5 protein-coding genes are annotated in these 3,579 nt (G+C 68.7%); 4 read left to right on the top strand and 1 reads right to left on the bottom strand.

The window, feature by feature from the left end:
- Positions 1-50: 50 nt before the first annotated feature.
- Positions 51-578, bottom strand: a complete 528-nt coding sequence (locus VLF18_RS18945) for a hemerythrin domain-containing protein (protein ID WP_325281190.1) — start codon at positions 576-578, stop codon at positions 51-53.
- Positions 579-875: 297 nt separating this feature from the next.
- Here VLF18_RS18945 and VLF18_RS18940 point away from each other — a divergent pair, with 297 nt between their 5' ends.
- From VLF18_RS18940 to VLF18_RS18925, 4 genes are all read left to right on the top strand, one after another.
- Complete coding sequence (locus VLF18_RS18940; protein ID WP_325281189.1) at positions 876-1,241, top strand: hypothetical protein; 366 nt, start codon at positions 876-878, stop codon at positions 1,239-1,241.
- The gene (locus tag VLF18_RS18935) at positions 1,242-1,802 is read left to right on the top strand and encodes a TetR/AcrR family transcriptional regulator (RefSeq protein WP_325281188.1); all 561 of its coding nucleotides are present in this window, start codon (positions 1,242-1,244) and stop codon (positions 1,800-1,802) included.
- Complete coding sequence (locus VLF18_RS18930) at positions 1,799-2,950, top strand: ABC transporter permease (protein ID WP_325281187.1); 1,152 nt, start codon at positions 1,799-1,801, stop codon at positions 2,948-2,950. Before VLF18_RS18935 ends, VLF18_RS18930 begins: the two co-directional genes overlap by 4 nt.
- Positions 2,947-3,579 (top strand): ABC transporter ATP-binding protein (locus tag VLF18_RS18925; protein ID WP_325281186.1); only part of this gene is annotated, 633 nt, incomplete at its 3' end. The genes VLF18_RS18930 and VLF18_RS18925, both read left to right, overlap by 4 nt.

The following is a 3,579-nucleotide window of genomic DNA, read 5'->3' as shown; positions in this document are numbered from 1 at the left end:
CCCGCCGCCCCGGTGGGGCGGCGGGCCGTCGACAGGCGGCTACGTATGGATCAGGTCGGCATGTACAGCGGATACAGGTTGCCTTCCTCGCGCTGGATGCGCTGCACGAGCAGGCCGCCGACCGTGCGGTAGTCGGCCAGGAAGCCGTGCATCAGGCTGTCGGCGTCGCCGTGGGCCTGGTACTTCTTCACGAAGTCGATGACGCCGCGCGCGATCGTGTTCATTTCGCGGCGGAAGTCGCGGATCAGCGAGAGATTTTCCGCGTCGTCGCGCAGCGTCGATTCGACGTAGTTGTAGAAGCGCACGTTCTCGGTCAGCAGGTGCGCTTCGAGACGCGTCTTGAATGCGGTCAGCAGCGCCGGTATTTCGTGGAAGCGCCGCGCTTCGTAGGTGCGCCCGATCTGTTCGAACAGCGCCACGAGTTCCTGGTGATCGTTCTTGAGCGCCGGCACGAGACCCGAGTCGTAGCTCGGCGCACGCGGCGGCGGCGCGCCGACGCCCGAGCGAATGCTGGGTGCGGCCGGTGCAGGGGTGGGCTTGTTCGGTTGGCCGATGAGTCTGCGCAGCATGTCGAGCATGGTTCCTCCGATACCGCGCGGTTCACGGCGGTCTGGCAATGACCGCAGCCCGATCCGCGAAGCGCATCGGGACTGACGGATTCGTAGACCACACGCCAATGAACGGTCGGTGGTCCCTGGCGACAACGAAATGCGAGCCGTGCAAGCGTACTCAAACGCGCGTCGGAAAAATATGTCGAAACGGACGTATGTGACGAAGTCCACTATTTTCCCGACGTGTGTGGCGGATGGTCGCAGCCGCTTGAGCATTCCATCACGAATGGTATGTAATGCAGACGCATCGACCGGAGACCGCGTATGAATACCTGGCTGGCCGCCGCGGCGGCCGTCGCGTTCGCGACGTTTCTCATCCATACCTTCGTCGGTGGCCGCGAGATCGCGCGACCGCTGCTCGCCGCGCGCGACTTGCCGCGCATCCCGCGGCTGACGGCCTACTACTGCTGGCATATGGTCACGATCCTGCTGCTCGCCATGAGCGCCGCGCTCGGCTGGACCGCCGCGCATGCCAACACGCCGCTGGCCGTGCTGATGTTGGTGCTCGCGCTCGCCTTCACGGCGTTGAGCCTCGCGCTCGTCGTCGCCTACCGCGTGCGTCCGTGGTATCTGCCGCAATGGAGTCTGTTCGCGGCGATCGCTGCGCTGACCGGCCTGGGTCTCGCCTGAGTGCCGCGGCGTACCGACGTCGACTGGATTGCGGTCGGTCTGGGACTGCTGGTCGAACACGGCCACGCGCGGCTGACCGTGGCCGACCTCTGCGCGCGCTCGGGCCGGACCAAGGGCTCGCTGTATCACCACTATCCCGACATGGCCGCGTTTCGCGCGGCACTGCTCAATACGTGGCGCGAGCGCCATACCGTGCGGCTGATCGAGGAGGCGGAGCGCGAGGCCAACGTCGACGGCAAGGTGCGCGTCCTCGACGCGCTCGCGCACGGCCTCGACCTGCCGCTGGAGCGCGCGATACGCAACTGGGCCGCGCATGGAGCGCAGGCCCGCGAGGTCGTGCAGGCCGTGGATCGCGAACGCATCGCCTATCTCATGCGGCTGTGTCGGGAAGAGGGCTGCAGCGCGGCCGAGGCGCGCGATCAGGCCACGCTGACCTACGCGCTGTTCCTCGGACTGCAGCAGCTGTTCGGCGAGGACGAGCAGGCGGTGCTGCGCCGGCTGTCGCTGCAGGTCGAATTCGTACTGCCGCGGCCGGCAGCCGCCAAAGGACGCCGCGCATGACGCTCGACGCCTCGCGCGTATCCGGCACGAGCCTGCTCGCCTGGCGCAACCTGAGCCACGACCGCGCGCGCTTCGTCGTGACGCTGGTCGGCGTGCTGTTCGCGGTCCTGCTGATGGGCGTCGAACTCGGCCTGCTGCTGGGCTTCGCGCGCACGACCTCGGGCCTCGTCGACCACACCTCAGCCGACCTCTGGGTCACGCCGGCCGGCACGACCAACGTCGACATCGCCGGACGGCTCGACGAGCGGCGCCGCTACGAGGCGCTCGCCGTGCCCGGCGTGGCCTCGGTCGACATGCTGATGATGCAGTTCGCGTTCTGGCGCAAGCCCGACGGCGGCACCGAAAGCGTCAGCATGGTCGGCTTCAATCTCGCGACGGGTCAGGGCCGGCCCTGGAATCTCGTCGAAGGACGGCTCGAGGACCTGCAGCAGGACGACGCGGTCATCGTCGACCGGCTCTATGCGGCCAAGCTCGGCGTCACCGCGCTCGGCCAGACCGTCGAGATCAACAACCGGCGCGCGCGCGTCGTCGGGTTCACGGCCGGCATCCGCACGTTCACGCAAAGCCCCTACGTGTTCACGACGCACAGCAACGCGCAGCGCTTCACGTTCTTCCGGCCCGACCAGACCACATATCTGCTCATCACGCTGCAGCGCGGCGCCGACGCGGCGCGCGTGCGCGACGCGGTGCAGGCGCGGCTCGGCCGTGTCGACGTCTGGTTCGCCGCCGATTTCGCGCGCGCGGCGCAGCGCTACTGGCTGATCACGACGGGCGCGGGTTCGGCGCTGTTGCTCGCGGCGCTGCTCGGTCTCGTCGTCGGCATCGTCATCGTCGGCCAGACCTTGTACGCAACGACGGTCGACCGCCTGCCCGAATACGCGACCCTGCGCGCGATGGGCGCGCCCAACCGCTATCTGTATCGCGTGATCCTGAAGCAGGCGCTGATCAGCGCCGTGTTCGGCTTCGCCGGCGGTATGGTGCTCGTCGGCTTCGTCGTCGCCGCGAGCGCCGGCAGCACGGTCGCAGTCGCGATGCCGGTGGAGCTCATCGGCGTGCTCGCGCTGCTGACGCTCGGCATGTGCGCGCTCGGCGCGCTCGTGTCGATCCGCCGCGTCACGCGCATCGATCCGACCTCGGTGTTCCAATGAGCGGCGTGATCGCGCTCGAACACATCGCTGTCGTCTACGGCCGCGGCGCCACCGCGTTCACCGCGCTGCAGGACATCAGTCTCTCGATCCAGGCCGGCGAAATGACGCTGCTGCTCGGCCCCAGCGGCTCGGGCAAGACCAGTCTGCTGCAGGTCATGGGCTGCCTGCTGCGCGCCAGCCGCGGCCGCGTGCACCTGTTCGGTCAGCCGCTGGCGCCGGATCCCGGCGTCGAGGCGATGGCCGCGCTGCGTCTTGCGCACATCGGCTTCGTGTTCCAGCACTACAACCTGTTTCCGACGCTGAAGGCCTGGGAAAACGTAGCGATCGCGCTCGACATCAAGACGGTGCCGCGCGACGCGCAGCGCGCGCAGGCGCTGACGCTGCTCGACCGGCTCGGACTCGCCGACCGTGCCGAGCACTATCCGAGCGAGCTGTCCGGCGGCCAGAAGCAACGCGTCGCCATCGCGCGCGCGCTGGCCGGCCGGCCGCGCATCCTGCTCGCCGACGAACCAACCGCGGCGCTCGACGGCAAGACCGGCCAGAGCGTCGCCGCCGCCCTGCACGGCCTCGCGCGCGAAGAAGGCGTCGCGGTCGTCGTCGTCAGCCACGATCCGCGCGTCGAGCCGTTC

Source organism: Tahibacter sp., assembly GCF_035481375.1.
Classification (GTDB): Bacteria; Pseudomonadota; Gammaproteobacteria; order Xanthomonadales; family Rhodanobacteraceae; genus Tahibacter.
This window is presented reverse-complemented; position numbering and strand designations above follow the sequence as displayed.